Source organism: Neobacillus niacini NBRC 15566 (assembly GCF_001591505.1).
Classification (GTDB): domain Bacteria; phylum Bacillota; class Bacilli; order Bacillales; family Cytobacillaceae; genus Neobacillus; species Neobacillus niacini.
The window spans coordinates 1-16,008 of record NZ_BCVA01000076.1 but is presented as its reverse complement, the minus strand read 5'-3'; the positions used below and the strand labels follow the sequence as shown (position 1 = coordinate 16,008).

The window sequence follows — 16,008 nt, the reverse complement described above, 5'->3', positions numbered from 1 at the left end:
ACCTGCGGATTTCATTCGCTTATCTGCATAATTCGCTTTTTACCTGCATTTTTGCCTTGTTTATCTGCCTAACAAATTCAACGCACATAAACTCAATACTCAAAAAGAAGCAAAAAAAGGATGCCCAAGTTTTTTGTGGACACCCTTTTGATTCTTTACTCTTTATCCGGACTATTTACCATAATCCCAGCAACTTGTGTTAACCGATCATAAAAAGCAAGGCCCGCTGGTTTTTCATAAAGACCAATTTCTTGAAAGGCTTCCTTCATACAGCGAAGCCAGCATTGTGCTCTCCTTGGTGTTACTTCAAAAGGAAGATGACGTTCCCTCATTGCCGGCGGCCCGAATTCCTGACTGTAAAGAGCAGGACCACCTAAGAATTGAGGAAGAAACATGCGTTGCTTCCTCATAATTTCCTCTATGTCCCCTTCAAATAATGGACTTAATTCTGGATCTGCATATACACGCGGATAGAAAGCTGCAACAAGTTTATCAATCGTTTCCTGCCCGCCAATTTCACTATAAAGAGATTTAAATTTATATTCCATGTTATACACCCCTTTTACTTACTTTCGATTATAAAGATAAAAGCGATGTCTTTTCGTGATTTAAATCACATTTTTAAAATTCCTTAAGACAAACTCGGTGCGACTAGTTCAACTTTTATTCGGTCTGGATCCTCAAAAAACACAGCATAATATCCTGGACCTCCAGCATATGGATGTTTATCTATGTAAAGGATATTTATCCCTTTCTCCTTTAACTTTACAGTAATTTCATCTACATGTTCCCTTGACCTCGCATGAAAGGCAAGATGATTTAACCCTACTCGGCAACGGTGGTAAGGTACCTCCAAGTACCTTTCTTCAGCCTGAACAAACACTAGATAGGTTTCTTGATATTTCCAGCTAATCCCCAATTCCCATTTTTGATACTGTTCGTATCCTAATTCAGCTAGCAGCCATCCCCAAAATTCAACACTTTTATCTAGGTTCGAAACATAAATCTCGACATGATGCAGCATACTTTTCCCCCAATTTCACTTTCAATTCATAATAACGGTCTGAATGTAACCTTGTTTCGGACTCAGTTGTATTCAAAAAACCCATTGCTGCCTAAGCCACAATGGGTTAATTTTTATAAATCCTCTGAGATTCTAGATTTCTTCCCTTTACCAATTTGTTTCCACGCTAAAACGACTGCTAGTGTTACGATTGTGCCAACAACGGCTTCAGGTATACCGCTTGTTAAAGCAACGGTCCATGCAACTTCAGCACCCATGTAACCTCTAACTACTGCCATTGTTAATACAAGGACTGTGTTAGTCAAGGTTCCTAAGAATGCGGCTGTTCCAATGGCAAAGTATTCACTCTTTCTGCGAATCCCTACATACACCAGCCATGCAACCACTCCGATAAAAAGTCTAGGCAAGATGGCAACTAATGGATCTTTGAATAATGGAACGGTTGCATTTAAAAATGAGGAAACACCAAAGATAATACCGACGATTGCACCGACAATTGGTCCTTGCATAATGCCCCCAATAATCGCTGGTATATGCATGATTGTGGCATTACCAGCTGCTGTAGGTACCGGAATATACCCTAACCTCGTTACACCTAAAAGAATCGCAACCGCACCAAGAACTCCAGCGATAACAATATTCCTAACGGTTAATGTACCTTTCATTTCTCTTCTCCCCTTTTTCTAATATGGAAACGGATAAAAAAGTAATAGTAATGAAAATAATAGACCAATAAATAGTACTAAATAATCGCGGCCAAGTGCTTTGTACACCGAGTAAGTACTCCTGTCATTTCCAGGCGTATAGCAGCGGGATTCCATCGCTAATATGAGATCCTCTGCTCTAGATAGCGCGATATTAAATAAAGGGATGATAATTGGAAGCATATCTTTCGTCCTTTGAATGATCCTCCACCATTCACCTGATCCGAAATCTGCCCCTCTTGAAGCTTGAGCCTTCATCATTTTCTCCATTTCAATGGCAAAGGTTGGCACAAAACGAATCGCAATGGTAATGATTAAAGATAGTTCATGAACAGGAACTTTTATTTTTTTTAAAGGGCTTAATAGACTTTGAATGGCATGGGTTAATTCCGTTGTTGATGTGGATAGCGTCAATACGCTGCTTAATAAAATGATTTCCACAAAACGTACGGCCGAGACGATCACGAGTCGAATACTTTCACTGGTAATCAAGATAAACCCATATTCAAAATATACCGTTCCACCGGAAAAGACATTGCCTTGGAATATCAGCTGCAATACAGCCAATATAATAATAAAAGGAATAGCCGGTTTTATGCCCGATAACCCATAACTAACCGGTATTTTGGAAGCCCAGAATAAATAAATAGATAATAGCAGACCCAGCGCATTTCCTACATAACTAGTATTGAGGGCTATCGCTAAAACAAGAACAGTGAATATTAATAGCTTTATTCTAGGGTCTAAGCGATGAATAAAAGAATCAGTCGGTACGTACTGACCAATCGTAATATTCCTGGACAGTTCAAATTCACTTGCCATGATTCTCCACCTCTCCACCGGTAAGAACCTTTATGATTTCGTCAGCTGCCTCTGATATCGTAAAAGCAGAAGTAGTTACATTGTAACCAAGGTCTTTCAGCCGGTACAGTGCCTGTACCGTTTCAGGTGTTCCGATTTGGTAACGCTGTAATTTTTCCTTATCAGTAAATATATCTTCTGGTGTACCTGATAACACGTCTGTGCCATCTGCCATAACATAAACTCGATCTGCTAAATAAGCCACTTCTTCCATATTGTGCGAAACGAAAATAACGGTTAAGTTTTCCAGCTTATTTAAGGATTTTATCTTATCAAGCAACTCATTGCGAGATCTTGGATCAAGACCTGCTGTAGGTTCATCGAGAACTAAAATCTTTGGTTTTAATGCCAAAATACCAGCAAGTGCAACTTTACGCTTTTGCCCGCCGCTTAAAGCAAACGTCTGGCGATCCTTCATTTCTTCAAAGTTCAGGCCGACCATGTCCATTGCCCATTTAACCCGTTCCCTTACTTCCTTCAAAGGCAAACCTTGTTTAAAGGGACCATAAGCGATATCATCACCAATTAATTTTTCAAAGATTTGATCCTCCGGGTTTTGAAAAACTAATCCCACATTTCTCCTCAATGCTTTAATATCGATTCGTTTTTTCGTTAAATCTATTCCATCGATAATAACTTTCCCTGAATCAGGCCGAATCAGCCCATTAAAATGCTGAATTAATGTGGACTTCCCCGATCCTGTGTGACCAATAATAGCGATACATTCTCCCTCATTGACAACCATGCTTGTCCCCTTTAAAGCAGCATGTTCCATAGGGGTTCCTATCATATATGTATGAAATAAGTCTTCTATTTCGATGATCGGTTTTCCACTCATTAGACTACTTCCCCGCTCCTAGCTTTTGAGACTCTCTTTACTTCATTAATTAGTTCTTCCTCTTGGATAACTTCTTTAGAAAAGTTTGGAATATGATGATGGACGATTTCAGCAATTTGGCTTACGGCTGGGACATCTAATTGGAGGTCCATTAAAACCTGTTTGTGTTTAAAAATGTCACGAGGTTGTCCGTCCATAACAATTGTCCCGTCTTCAACCACTATAATACGGTCCGCTTCAGCAGCCTCAGACATACGATGGGTTACCGTAATAATCGTCATTCCCATCCTATTCATTTTTTTCATGACCTGAAGGACCTCGTTTCTTCCAAAGGTATCCAGCATACTGGTAGATTCATCAAATACGATACAGTCCGGCTGCATGGCCAGTACTCCAGCAATGGCTACTCTCTGTTTTTGCCCTCCAGATAAATGATGCGGCGGTCTTTTTCGAAAATCCGACATTTTGACGACCTCTAAAGCCTCATCAATTCTTTGCTTCATTTCTTCCCTCGGGATACCGATATTCTCTAACCCAAATGCTACATCCTCTTCAACAATCGTTGCTACAATTTGATTATCAGGATGCTGAAAAACCATCCCAATTGATTTGCGAATGTCCAGTTTCCTGCTTTCATCCTTCGTATTGTGGCCCCGAACCCAAACGTCCCCTGTACTAGGAGTTAAGAGCCCATTTAAATGCTTTGATAACGTGGATTTCCCCGAACCGTTATGACCAATAATGGCAACATATTCACCTGGAAAAACGGAAAAAGAAACATCTTTAAGAACAGGCACTGAATGGGTTTCATTTATTTTATAGGAAAACGATACATTTTCTAAAGCAATAATCGGTTCCATCTAGAACCCCCTCTACCTCTATTTTATTAATATTCTGAATATTATTCAATCCTAGTAAATGATTCACAAGAAATATAATAGCACGAAGTCATAAATGGGGGTATCCTGAAGCATTAATTTATCTTTATTCTTAGTCCAAATTTAACATCCTATTTTCATATTTAGAATGTACAATAAGGGAAATATTATCCAGTATACACACATATCATAACCCTTGCTGAAAGATTATCTCAAACTTTATATTGACTAGTAAATACATTTATACTAATATATTACTTTGTCATAAAAACGTGGTTCGAGAACCTCCCACGCAAAAAAACTAAGGAGACAACTATATATGAAAATAAAAACACTTGTCGTAAATGCAATATTAGCCGCATTATACATTGCTGTATCAGGGCTAATCGCGCCATTTGGGTTTACAAATATTCAATTTCGTGTTTCAGAAATGTTTAATCATCTTATTGTTTTTAATAAGAAATACATTTTCGGAATCATCGTAGGGGTATTTTTATCAAACCTGTTCTTTTCGCCGATGGTTGCCTATGACCTCGTTTTCGGTGTCGGCCAATCACTATTAGCCTTATCGATTACAATTTTATCAGCGCGTTTCATTAAAGGAATCGGGGCTCGTATGATTGTGAATACCGTTGTGTTCACCTTCACGATGTTCTTGATTGCTTGGGAATTAAACTTAGCATTCGAATTGCCATTCTTATTTACTTGGTTAACCGTGGCCATTGGAGAATTTGTTGTGATGGCAGTAGGTATGCCGATTATTTACATTATTAACAAACGCATTAACTTTGAAAAAATGATATAGATCAAAAAAATGCTGCTTCAGAGAATGAAGCAGCATTTTTTTGTGACTATTTTCCAGTTTTACCTGCATGGTCAGGTTTACCAACCGCTTTTCCGTTGTTTCCATCGCTGTAAGAAAGACCAAATCCGTATTCGTACTTATCGCCATTTTTATTCACATATTCGAAATCTGCATATTCTTCAGGTGCAAAGCTCGGAACATCCCCGACTTCTTTTTCTACCGCTTCCGCATTAGCTGGAATAGCGAATGGAAGTTTTCCAACAGGTTTGTATTTTCCAGTGATTACATCAAATACTGCCTCTTGAAGCGTACCGAAAGTACCAATTAGTGCAGCAGCATTTGGTTCTAGCTCGTTAAGTAACCATTGGTTCGTAAAGTTTACCGCCGTGATTGTTGGAACAGTTTTTTGAATTTCTATGATTCGATCTAATTCAAGAATACCTGTTGTTTCATTAACATCAATCCGTGGGTTATTATCCCAGTTAGATTGAGTTGGTTTAATATATAAATAAGCATGAGTGGCTTGATCTACACTATCTACTAACGTAATGTTAGGGAATTTTTCTTTGAGCATTTTCTTTAAGTCTGCATTAAATGCTGCAGTTTGTTTTGCTGATTCTTCATTAATCGTTTTTTGCGGATTTGGATTATTTCTTCCTGGAGCAACCCCAATAAATCCTTCAACATAAAGCTTCACATCTTTTAACTTACCATTCGTTAATGGTAATAGTTTTTTACCGCCATCAATTTTATCATTACGCATTAAAACGACTGACTTTTGATGTGCTTCATATGCTAATTCTCTGTGTTCTTGATTGTTTGCCGCTGCAATAGCTTCTGCAGGATTTACATATGGGTCTTCAAATAGACCTAGAGTCATCATTTCTGATAGAGTATAAGTAATGGATTCATTAACTTTTGATACATCTACTAATTTTTCATTAACTGCCTTAATTACTAGCTCTGGTGTTGCACCACCTGAAATAATATTGGTTCCTGCATTTAATGCTTTGGCAACTTTTTGTTCACCTGAAATTGTTTTTCCATTTTCATCTACTAGGTAACCCCATGCGCTGCCCGCAACTGCACCTGAGTCAGAGTTAATGTATCCTTTGAATCCTAGACCTTCACGCAAGAAATCGATGATTCCTTTATTAAGAGTCATACCAACTTCTTCGAATTGTTTCGTTTCACTATACGGTTTTAAACCTTGATCAGCACTATTATTACTAGGATATGCATAATAAGGCATTACAGATGCTACTCCAGCTTCGATTGCTCTTTGGAAAGGAGGAATATGGTACTTTTCTAAACTTCCTTCAGTTGGATAAATGTTAAAGCTGCCGTTTGCAAAGTGAGGATCTTGTCCATCATCACGCGCTCCACCGCCAGGGAAGTGTTTAACTGTGATGGCTACACTGTCATGGCCAAGTTTTTCAGTTTGGAACCCTCTAATAATTTCATAATTCATGTCTCCTACTAATTTTGGATCTTCACCGAACGTCTCTTCAATTCGTGCCCAAAGTGGGTCTGTTGCAACGTCAGCCATATATCCATAAACCTTACGAATACCAGCAGCTCTCCACTCTTGGCGGGCAATATTCGCAAATTCAGCAACAGCTTCTACATCCTGGGCCGCTGCTAAACCTAATGTTCCTGGCCAGAAGGTATGTTGGTCTTTAACATTGGTAATATTGGTATAATCTGTTGATGCAGAGTTTCTTGGATTCGAAGTAATCACAACCGGAATACCTAATTCTAGGCCCTCTGCTAATTGTTGCATTTGGTTATTATAATTGGCAATATCGCCTAAGTTTTGAGATAGACGGTAAATCACGTGACGCAATTTTTTATCAGTAACAATTTTGCTGTTATCAGCAGTTACAAATTTTCCATCTGACGGATCAGCTACTGGAGTATGAGTATTTATGTACATCAATCCAGCTTTTTGTTCAAGACTCATTTTACTAATCAAATCTGCTACACGTGTTGACACTGGTTTTGTCCAGTCTTCGTAAACATCTAGGCTTTTACTGCCATTGGCGTCTCTAAAATATTTGCCGTCAATTTCAAGAATTCGATCTTGAGTGGCTACTTCAATTTCTGGCTGGCCTTCAGCTTTTGCAATTTTATAAGTTGTAATGGCACCACGACCAGAATATGGCGTCGCCGCCCCTTCTTCACCTGTATATCCTTGGTCATCCGCAAAAATTGCCTGTGGCCCAATTACTGGAGCAACTAATGATAGAGTTAGTGCGGTTGCAAGAAGCTTTTTTCTTAGTTTTGAAGATTTTTTAATCTGTTTTGATAAAGAAGCCATTTCTCTCTCCCCTTTTTTAATAAGATTTTTGAATGCGTTTTCAATTTACTTCAAAACAATTGACTAAATGCATGGACACATTTTCAAAACTATAATCTTATCATCCTCCTAAAAGATTTATTTTTAATAAGGTGTCAGTTTCCTTTCTCTCTCAGAAAGCGTTTCTATATTAATTATATAATTCCGAATAGTTTATCAATTAGTGAGTTTTTTTAGATAAATTTGTAATTATTTTAGTTTTTAGTTAATTAAAAATAAAACAAGCAATGCTTTTTGGTGGTTAACCATTCTGCAACGCTTGTTTTTTTATCATTCTTTTATGCATATATTTCGGTACTCCGACGGTGATACTCCCACGATTTTCTTGAAATTATTACTAAAGTAGGCTAAATCAGAATAACCGACTCTTTCAGCAATCTCCGACATTCTTAATGTTGTATTGTGCAATAAACGCTTACCTTCCTCAATTCTCAGCTCCGTTACATAATCAACAAATTTTTTATTAAGCTGTTGTTTGAACAGTTGACTGAGGTAACTGGGATTAATGTGAACACTTTCTGCTGCTTCTTTTAACGTTATTTGATCAAGAGGCGTTTTATTAATATAATCCAGTACTCGTTCAATCGTTGATAATGGAACATTGTCATTGGCAGGAAGAGTATGATGAATCTTATTACTCTCGTTACTTTTTTCATTTAACCATTTCTCTAAGCAAACTTTTAATTCGCTCTCCTCAACTGGTTTTAATAGGTAATCTGTTACACCGCTTCGGATTGCTTGCTGGACAAACTGAAACTCATCATGGACAGAAATGACAATAATATCATATTTCCTGTTTAAAATACTAAGTTCCTTTACCAAAGCAAGACCATCCATAATCGGCATTCGGATATCCGTTAGTATTAGGTCGACATCATTCATCTTTATCCAATCTAATGCTTCTAATCCATTTTGGCATTCCTGGACAACCTCCAAGGGAAGATTCAATTTATTTATCGTCCATTTAAGAGCGGCCCGTACCCATCTCTCATCATCAACTAACAAGACTTTTTTCATCCAATCTCCCTTTCATCCGTATTTTTCTTCATTGGCAGCTGCATTTCGACCACTGTGCCTGCTCCCAACTGACTTCTAACACCAAGTCCATAATCAGCACCAAACACATAATGAATCCTTTGTTGTACATTTAATAATCCGATATGGTTCCCATCTGAGTTTGTCATTTTCTGTTCAAGCTTTCTTGTAAGTTCGTCTAAAATCTGATTCGGGATTCCTGCACCTGTATCTTCTATTCGAATCATAAATGAAGATTCAGAATGGGGAACAACTGAGATGTTAATTCTGAACTTTTGAATGCACTGACCGTAGGCATGAACAAAGCAATTTTCAACGATTGGCTGAAGTGAAAATTTGAGTACCTCTTGTTCCATTGCCCATGGAGGAATATCAATCTCATACTCGAACCGGTCTTCAAAGCGAAATTTCTGAATCTGAAGGTACGTATGACAAAACTTGATTTCTTCTCCCAGGCTTACTGTGGAAGAATCATTTTTTAAATTGTAGCGGAGAAGCATTGCTAAGGAATAAGACATCGTTGCAATGTTTTCTTGCCCTTCTTCTAATGCCATCCCTCTAATGGTTTCAAGCGAGTTGTATAAAAAATGTGGGTTCATTTGAGACTGAAGCATTTTTATTTCTATCTCTTTCTGTTTGAGCGACATTTCTGTTTCTCTTAATTTGGAGACATATACTTCTTCAAGTAAATCTGATAGTTTTTCCACGGTATGATTAAAACCAGCAGATAACTGTCCAATTTCATCGTGTGATTCCACTGGGACCCGACCACTAAGGTTTCCGATTTCAACTTCCTTCATGAACTTCTTTAAGCGTCGAATTGGGCGGACTAGACTTGTAGCAAATCCAAATCCTATCGTATAGGCAATGATTAACGAGATGATAATGGTCAATACAATGGTTCTTCCGATTTGAATAATTCCACCCGTAATATCTTTATATGGTACGGCCGTAAAAAAACTCCAGCCTATGCTCGAGGAATATGTATAAGTGACGAAATCCTTTCTCTCGTTCTGTAAAATTTGTGTGCTGCTTTCGTTATTTTGGAGTTGTGTAAGCTGAGGAAATTCTACTTTTTTTCCAAGCTTTGAATAATCAGGGTGATAGACATAATGTCCCTTAGCATCCAAAATAAAAAAATAACCGTTTTTACTAATTGTTACCTTGTTTGAGATTTCCTCAATTCTTCTAAAATTAATATCGATCACAAGCATTCCAACAGGTAAAAGAGTATCAGGGTTGTATAATCTCCGAACAAGCGAAATAACCGGCTGCTCTTTATTTCTTAGTTTAAGGGTTCTAGTTACTAACATCGTCATTCCGTTCTTGGGAACGAATGAATACCAATATTCTTCTTTCATTTTGGTAGAAGGATAGAAATTATTTACTCCAAGGGTATCGATCACAATATCGTCATCCACTAAAACAGTGATATTAGATATATCTGCTCGAGAGTAGGCGGCATACTTAAGTGTGTTTTTGGCTGCTGCCACTAAATAATCACTTTTTTCTTGCTTTAATAGGCTGGATAATTCCGGAGTGTTAATAATTTTTAAGCTTGTGATCTCAAATTCTTGAAAATAATATTCAATATGTGATTCTACTTGACCAATTACTTGACCGCTATATTGACGGAGCTCGTTCTCCAATTCGGCTGAAGATCGATTATAGGAGATAATCCCCACGGAAAGAACAGGCAATATAACGAGAAAGCTAGAAAAGACGCAAAGCTTCGTCATTAATGCTTGATTCTTTAAGAGAATATACTCTTTTATAAATTCGGCTATTTTTCTCCCATGCCCCTGCATTCTTCCACTTCCTAATGAGTTTTCTAAAACTATCTATTATCAAAACAGAAAAGACCCAGCTGGTAAATGGTCAAACTTACCAGCTAGGCATTATTGGTTGTTACAGATTATGGACGTGCTTTTTCAATCGCATCCATTACTTCTTTATACTCTTTTGTATATTCGTCAACCATTGGCTTTACAGCCTCTTTCCAAGGTTTAATATCTTTAACCTCGGTAAATGTAACACCAGCGTCTTTTAACTTCTTTTCAGACTTTTGTTCATATTTATCCCACTCTGCTCTCTGTGTTTCAACAGAATCAAGAGCTGCTTGTTTAACGATCTTTTGATCTTCTTTGTCAAGCTTATCCCAAGCTACTTTACTAATTAGAAGAACTTCAGGGATACGTTGGTGATGATCAAGGATCAAGTTCTTAGCTTCTTGATAGTGGTTAGATGAATCTAAACTTGGCAGATTATTTTCTGCGCCATCAATGATACCTGTTTGAAGAGCACTGAATACTTCTCCATATGGCATAGGAGTAGCACTTGCACCTAAGGCAGCCATGAAATCAATATTGATTTTACTTTGCTGAACACGAATCTTAAGTCCTTTTAGATCCTCTACACCTTTAAGTTCTTTAGTGGCATAGAAACTACGTGATCCAGAATCGTAGAAAGCTAATCCCTTCATCTTAGATTGCTCAAGACCATCTAGTAATTTTGTTCCCATATCTCCATTTAAGAAATTCCACAGATGATCTTCACTTTCAAATACATAAGGAAGTCCGATTGGAGTAAATTGATTATTGAACTCAGCAAGAGGGCTGGAATTGATTCGTGTAAATTCAATAGCTCCCAGCTGAACCTGTTCAAGAACAGATTTTTCATCTCCTAATTGAGCAGATGGATAAACTTCAATTTTAATACGTCCATCTGTTCTTTCCTCAACTAATTCAGCGAACTTTTTGTCACCAAGAACTGTTGGATAATCAGGCGGCTGATTGTCAGCTAAGCGGAATGTGTAGGATGGTTTTTCTTCTTCCTTGGTACCGCTGTTGCTCGGCTTTGCTTCCTCTTTCCCACAAGCTGCAAGGATTGTACCCATTAATAACGATGCAGCTAAAATGCCTGTGAATTTCTTCTTTAACAAAATCAACACCCCTTATTAATTTTTTTATATAATCTTCACCTTAGACCAGATTACTTAACTAACATATTCGGCAGCCACATAACTACCTCTGGAATATAGGTGATAATTAACAGAACAACTAGTAACGCATAGAAAAATGGCATCATGGCCTTTGTACCTTGTTGGATGGAAACTTTACCTATCGCACACCCAACGAATAAAACGGTTCCAACTGGCGGTGTCAATAAACCAATTCCAGCATTTAAGATTAACACGATTCCAAAATGGACAGGATCCATTCCAAAGCTTGTTACAACTGGTAAAAGAATCGGTGTCATGATTAGAATCATTGGTGCCATATCCATTGGTGCACCTAAAAGCAACAATAGGATATTAATAATCAATAAAATGATAAGCGGATTATCAGAAATACTTAAAAACAGGTCGGTTACCATAGCAGGAATCTGCAAATAGGCGAGTATCCAGCCAAAGGATGCAGAAGCTGCAATTAAGAAAAATACCATCGAAACCGTTCGCATTGTTCTTGTGAGTATTTTCCCAATACTAGAGATGGGAGCTTCTCTATAAATGACAAATGCTAGAATAAAAGAATATAAGCACGCTAACGCACCTGACTCAGTGGCCGTAAACCAGCCGCTCATGATTCCGCCAAGGATAATGACGGCAGGACTTAAGGATAATAGACCATGCAGGAGAATACCTCCGATTTCTGATTTCGGCACGGGGTCTGCTTTCTGATAGCCTCGTTTTCTAGCAATAATATAGCCTGTAATCATAAGCGAAATTAACATGATAAATCCAGGCACGATACCAGCCATAAAAAGACTGGCAATAGATACGCCACCGGCTGCTAAAGAATAGAGAACGAGATTATGGCTCGGTGGTACAACAACTCCTTGGATAGCAGAAGCAATGGTAACACCCACCGCATAATCTGCTTCGTATCCCTTCTTTTTCATCATTGGAATCATGACAGAACCGACGGATGAAACGTCTGCGACTGCAGACCCTGAAATATTTCCAAAAAACAGGGCGGCCACACTATTTACCATTGCAAGTCCACCGCGTATTCTTCCTACTAGTAAACTCGCAAAATTTACAATCCTTGTTGCTAGTCCCCCTTCACTCATAATCTGTCCTGTTAGGATAAAGAACGGGATAGCTAGCAAGGAAAAGGAGTTCATTCCTTGAATCATTTGCTGTCCAATAACTGGAAGCGGGATTTTCATATAGATTACTGTTAGCAAGGACGATGCCACAAGCGTAAGAGCAATCGGAAAACGAAGCAGGACTAGAATAACAAAGCTTGTAAGTAAGATGATAATTCCGATTGTGTTTGTGTCCATTTTACATACCCTCCTCCAAATCCTTATGTCTTGTTGTGTTAATATTGAAGAACTGCAGGAGCGAGTAACCGCAAATCATAACACCCGTGACTGGCATAGCCAAATAAGTGACGCTGCTAGGAAGTTTTGTTGCTGGAAGAGTGGATTCCGCCGTCAACAATGTAAACTCCCAACCTTGGACTACAAGATATAAACCAAAAGCAAAAACAGAAGCATTAATGATCTTATCTAAGACTTTATTGAATGATTTAGGAAATAGGTTGGTAAAAGAATCAATACCTAAATGAATATACTCCCTAAACCCTATCGCAATGGCCATAAAGGCGAACCATGCAAGTAGTAACAAGGTAATTTCTTCCGACCAAAAGAATACAAAATTAAATAATTTCCGGGTCATGACCTGTGTGGTTACAACAAAAATCAACGCTACCAAAAACAGTAAAGTGAATTTTTCGAAAATAGAGTCGATAAATTTAAACACCTTTTTAATATAATCCAAATGGATCCCCCCTTATTTGAAACCGTTTACTTACTTATCATTTTACGAATCGGGGAGATGATTGAAAATATTGTTTTTTTAGATAAATTTGTGTTTTTTTTAGGTTTAGGATATTTTCGAAAACCCTTTCATTTTTTATTTTCATTAATTTGTTTAATAAACTAATTAATTGAATTTAGTTTAACATTCACTTTTATTAGCGTCAATAAGGTCTCAGGGGAGGAAATCCCGTAAAAAAATATCAATAGACTGCTAAATAAAAAAATGGCCGTCCCTGATATTTGGGACAGCATTTTTTTATTATTAGATATCAATTTCTTTCCATACCTGTTCATAGACCTTTTTTAGAGGGATATTGTGGAGTTGCGCAAGTTTCTTACATTCCTCATATTCAGGTGCCCGCTGCACCACTTCTCCATTAAGTATTCCTTCTTTTACAGTCACAGGTCCCCACTCTGTTTCCGCTTTTTTGAATACTCTTTCTAACCGGTGAACCGTTAATGGATAATAACGTACACCTAGTGTTGTTGTTTCTTTAAAGAGTATTTCCTTTATTTTATTTACCTTTTCAACCGAACAAAGCAGTTGAAGCAAGATTCCTGGTCTGTTTTTTTTCATATAAATCGGGGTATAAAAAACATCATTGGCCCCTGCTTCAAATAAAAGGTCCATCACATAACCCAGCCATTCTCCAGGAATATTGTCCAGGTTAACTTCCATTTTGATCATCTGGTCATCAATATGTTCATAATTAGGAGGATGAGAACTCATTGGAATACTCCTCTCAATAGGGCAGAGATTCTTATATATCTATAATATTTTATCATAAACCGGTTATTCACCAATAATGACACGAACAACATTTGGATGGTCTTTGAACGTTTTCGTCCCTGCTCCATAGCCAATCGAACTAACTTTCATGGATGGAATAGAGGTAAAATCTTCTGCCAGTACCGCGACAATCGCTGCTCCAGTTGGTGTGGTAAGCTCAAATCTCACCTCTGAATGTTCAATCGGGACTCCTTTTAAAATCTCGAGTGTTGCCGGTGCAGGGACTGGATAAATACCGTGGTCGATACGAATTTTCCCTGTACCTACAGGAATAGGTGAAGATTTGATTACAGATATATCTAATTGATCAATGAGGATGGCAGCCCCAATTATATCAATAATGGAATCTACTGCACCCACCTCATGAAAATGAACCTTCTCTAAAGGTACTCCATGGATAAGTCCTTCTGCTTCAGCAATTTTTTTAAATATCCTTAATGCAGTATCTTTTACTTGTATAGACAAATCCGTTTCTTCTATTAACTGGACAATATCTTTATATGAGCGATGATCATGATGGTGGTGATCATGGGTATGTTCATGTTCATGATCATGAGTATGTATGTGTGCATGGTCGTGATCGTGGTCGTGGATATGATCGTGAGCATGCGTATGAGTGTGTTCGTGTTCATGGTCATGGTCATGAGCATGCGTATGTGCGTGTCCATGGTCATGATCGTGAGCATGCGTATGAATGTGTTCGTGTTCATGATCGTGAGCATGCGTATGAATGTGTTCGTGTTCATGATCGTGATCGTGGCTGTGAGAATGGCCATGGTCATGATCGTGATGATGATGGTGGTGTTGATTTTTTAGCACCACATCAAATTTTGTACTCGTAATCCCATTCTTAACGACCTTTTTCCATGTCAATTCATATTCATCTTCAATATTGAGCTTTTTTAGTTCTTCTACTAATTTAACCGGGTCAGCACCAGCGTCTATAAGTGCGCCGATCACCATATCTCCGCTTACTCCTGAAAAACAATCAAAGTAAAGTGTCTTCATTTCTTTCCCCTTTTTGTGCAAGTTGATGAATTAATACGGCGTTATAGCCCCCGCCAAAACCATTATCAATATTAACAACACTAATCCCCGAAGCACACGAATTCAGCATCGTTAGTAAAGCCGATAACCCGTTAAAGTTAGCCCCATAGCCAACACTTGTAGGAACAGCAATGACGGGGTGTGAAACTAGTCCGCCAACGACACTAGGCAGTGCACCTTCCATCCCGGCTACTACTACAGAGACTGTTGCCTTTTGTATTTCTTCAGCATGATTTAATAGACGATGGATTCCTGCGACGCCAACATCATAAATACGATGAACTTTACTTCCCATTATCTCTGCGGTAACTGCTGCCTCTTCCGCAACCCTTAAATCAGAGGTTCCAGCAGCAACAACAGCAATATAACCTTGAGCATTTTCAGTAGAGTTCTCTTGGTCTTTCCAATAAAGAATCCGAGCTACTTCATTATAAATAAATTCGGGACAAGCTTGCTGCACGACAGCTGCTTTCTCTTCAGAAATTCTTGTTACCATTACTTGGTTGTTTCTTGCCCTTAATGCTGTGATGATGGAGATGATTTGTTCAGCCGTTTTCCCTTCTCCATAGACCACTTCTGGAAAGCCCTGTCGTTTCTTTCGATGATGGTCAACCTTTGCAAATCCCAAATTCTCAAATGTGGCCAATTGATCTTTTGCTTCCGCAATACTGAGGGTTCCTTTTTGAACTTGTTTTAAAATATCCTCAAGCACATGATTTCCCCCTTTTACTCTTGTGTGATTTATATGCATGAGTCTTGATGATGGACGAATCTTTTGGTTCTTAGATGGGTTTTGTCCTTCATATGTTTGATGAAGGACAAATCTTTTGGTTCTTAGAT

14 protein-coding genes, 1 pseudogene and 1 riboswitch are annotated in these 16,008 nt (G+C 38.2%); of the genes and pseudogenes, 1 reads left to right on the top strand and 14 read right to left on the bottom strand.

The window, feature by feature from the left end; genetic code table 11:
* Positions 1-155: 155 nt before the first annotated feature.
* The 6 genes from BANA01_RS27750 to BANA01_RS27725 all read right to left on the bottom strand — a co-directional run bounded on the left by BANA01_RS27750 (position 156) and on the right by BANA01_RS27725 (position 4,287).
* A complete protein-coding gene (locus BANA01_RS27750; RefSeq protein WP_063255539.1) occupies positions 156-548 on the bottom strand; it encodes a globin domain-containing protein in 393 nt (130 codons plus the stop codon).
* A gap of 83 nt (positions 549-631) precedes the next feature.
* Positions 632-1,024 (bottom strand): VOC family protein, encoded by a 393-nt coding sequence (locus BANA01_RS27745; protein WP_063255538.1) that lies wholly within the window; start codon positions 1,022-1,024, stop codon positions 632-634.
* Positions 1,025-1,137: 113 nt separating this feature from the next.
* Entirely contained in the window at positions 1,138-1,689 is a 552-nt protein-coding gene (locus tag BANA01_RS27740) for an ECF transporter S component (RefSeq protein ID WP_063255537.1), read from the bottom strand.
* Between the two features lie 18 nt (positions 1,690-1,707).
* Complete coding sequence (locus BANA01_RS27735; protein WP_063255536.1) at positions 1,708-2,550, bottom strand: energy-coupling factor transporter transmembrane component T family protein; 843 nt, start codon at positions 2,548-2,550, stop codon at positions 1,708-1,710.
* Positions 2,540-3,427, bottom strand: a complete 888-nt coding sequence (locus BANA01_RS27730) for an energy-coupling factor transporter ATPase (RefSeq protein WP_063255535.1) — start codon at positions 3,425-3,427, stop codon at positions 2,540-2,542. The genes BANA01_RS27735 and BANA01_RS27730 overlap by 11 nt, the downstream gene beginning before the upstream one ends.
* The gene (locus BANA01_RS27725; RefSeq protein ID WP_063255534.1) at positions 3,427-4,287 is read right to left on the bottom strand and encodes an energy-coupling factor transporter ATPase; all 861 of its coding nucleotides are present in this window, start codon (positions 4,285-4,287) and stop codon (positions 3,427-3,429) included. The genes BANA01_RS27730 and BANA01_RS27725 overlap by 1 nt, the downstream gene beginning before the upstream one ends.
* A gap of 284 nt (positions 4,288-4,571) precedes the next feature.
* Positions 4,572-4,616, top strand: a riboswitch (PreQ1 riboswitch).
* An 8-nt stretch (positions 4,617-4,624) separates the two neighbouring features.
* Here BANA01_RS27725 and BANA01_RS27720 point away from each other — a divergent pair.
* The gene (locus BANA01_RS27720) at positions 4,625-5,110 is read left to right on the top strand and encodes a QueT transporter family protein (protein ID WP_063255533.1); all 486 of its coding nucleotides are present in this window, start codon (positions 4,625-4,627) and stop codon (positions 5,108-5,110) included.
* A 46-nt stretch (positions 5,111-5,156) separates the two neighbouring features.
* On the opposite strand, the gene BANA01_RS27715 is transcribed toward BANA01_RS27720, so the two are convergent.
* From BANA01_RS27715 to larB, 8 genes and pseudogenes are all read right to left on the bottom strand, one after another.
* Complete coding sequence (locus BANA01_RS27715; protein WP_063255532.1) at positions 5,157-7,430, bottom strand: glycoside hydrolase family 3 protein; 2,274 nt, start codon at positions 7,428-7,430, stop codon at positions 5,157-5,159.
* A 309-nt stretch (positions 7,431-7,739) separates the two neighbouring features.
* Positions 7,740-8,486 (bottom strand): response regulator transcription factor, encoded by a 747-nt coding sequence (locus BANA01_RS27710; protein ID WP_063255531.1) that lies wholly within the window; start codon positions 8,484-8,486, stop codon positions 7,740-7,742.
* The gene (locus BANA01_RS27705) at positions 8,483-10,312 is read right to left on the bottom strand and encodes a sensor histidine kinase (RefSeq protein WP_063255530.1); all 1,830 of its coding nucleotides are present in this window, start codon (positions 10,310-10,312) and stop codon (positions 8,483-8,485) included. Before BANA01_RS27705 ends, BANA01_RS27710 begins: the two co-directional genes overlap by 4 nt.
* Before the next feature lie 107 nt (positions 10,313-10,419).
* Positions 10,420-11,445, bottom strand: a complete 1,026-nt coding sequence (locus BANA01_RS27700) for a TRAP transporter substrate-binding protein (protein ID WP_411834427.1) — start codon at positions 11,443-11,445, stop codon at positions 10,420-10,422.
* A 50-nt stretch (positions 11,446-11,495) separates the two neighbouring features.
* Positions 11,496-12,791, bottom strand: coding sequence for a TRAP transporter large permease (locus tag BANA01_RS27695; protein ID WP_063255529.1), 1,296 nt, complete (start codon positions 12,789-12,791; stop codon positions 11,496-11,498).
* Between the two features lies 1 nt (position 12,792).
* Positions 12,793-13,290, bottom strand: coding sequence for a TRAP transporter small permease (locus BANA01_RS27690; RefSeq protein WP_063255528.1), 498 nt, complete (start codon positions 13,288-13,290; stop codon positions 12,793-12,795).
* A 303-nt stretch (positions 13,291-13,593) separates the two neighbouring features.
* Positions 13,594-15,084 (bottom strand): annotated as a pseudogene (gene larC / locus BANA01_RS30495) (nickel pincer cofactor biosynthesis protein LarC).
* A 25-nt stretch (positions 15,085-15,109) separates the two neighbouring features.
* Positions 15,110-15,880 carry a nickel pincer cofactor biosynthesis protein LarB gene (gene larB / locus BANA01_RS27675; protein WP_063255540.1) on the bottom strand — a complete coding sequence of 257 codons (771 nt, stop codon included), beginning with the start codon at positions 15,878-15,880 and terminating at the stop codon, positions 15,110-15,112.
* Positions 15,881-16,008 lie beyond the last annotated feature (128 nt).